We start from the raw sequence: 304 nt of genomic DNA on the forward strand, positions 1-304 counted from the left end.
CCTGACCCTGGTCCAGCAGCTTGCGGAACATTTCCACGCCGGTGACGGTGGTCTTCTGGGTGTCGCGGATACCGACGATTTCGATTTCGTCGCCAACCTTGATGATGCCGCGCTCAATACGACCGGTCACCACGGTGCCGCGGCCGGAGATCGAGAACACGTCTTCGACCGGCATCAGGAACGGACGGTCGACGTCGCGGGTCGGCTCCGGAATGAACGAATCCAGCGCCTCGACCAGCTTCAGGATCGCCGGCACGCCGATGTCGCTCTGGTCGCCGTCCAGCACGATGAACACCTCGTCGGT

At 63.2% G+C, this 304-nt stretch carries 1 protein-coding gene; it reads right to left on the reverse strand.

Features of this window, described 5'->3' with window-relative positions; translation table 11 throughout:
* The coding region (locus C0541_RS20545; protein WP_274519110.1) for an EF-Tu/IF-2/RF-3 family GTPase at positions 1-304 on the reverse strand (304 nt) is incomplete at both ends.

It is taken from the genome of Xanthomonas arboricola (genome assembly GCF_003353015.1).
In the GTDB taxonomy this organism is placed as follows: Bacteria; Pseudomonadota; Gammaproteobacteria; order Xanthomonadales; family Xanthomonadaceae; genus Xanthomonas; species Xanthomonas arboricola_E.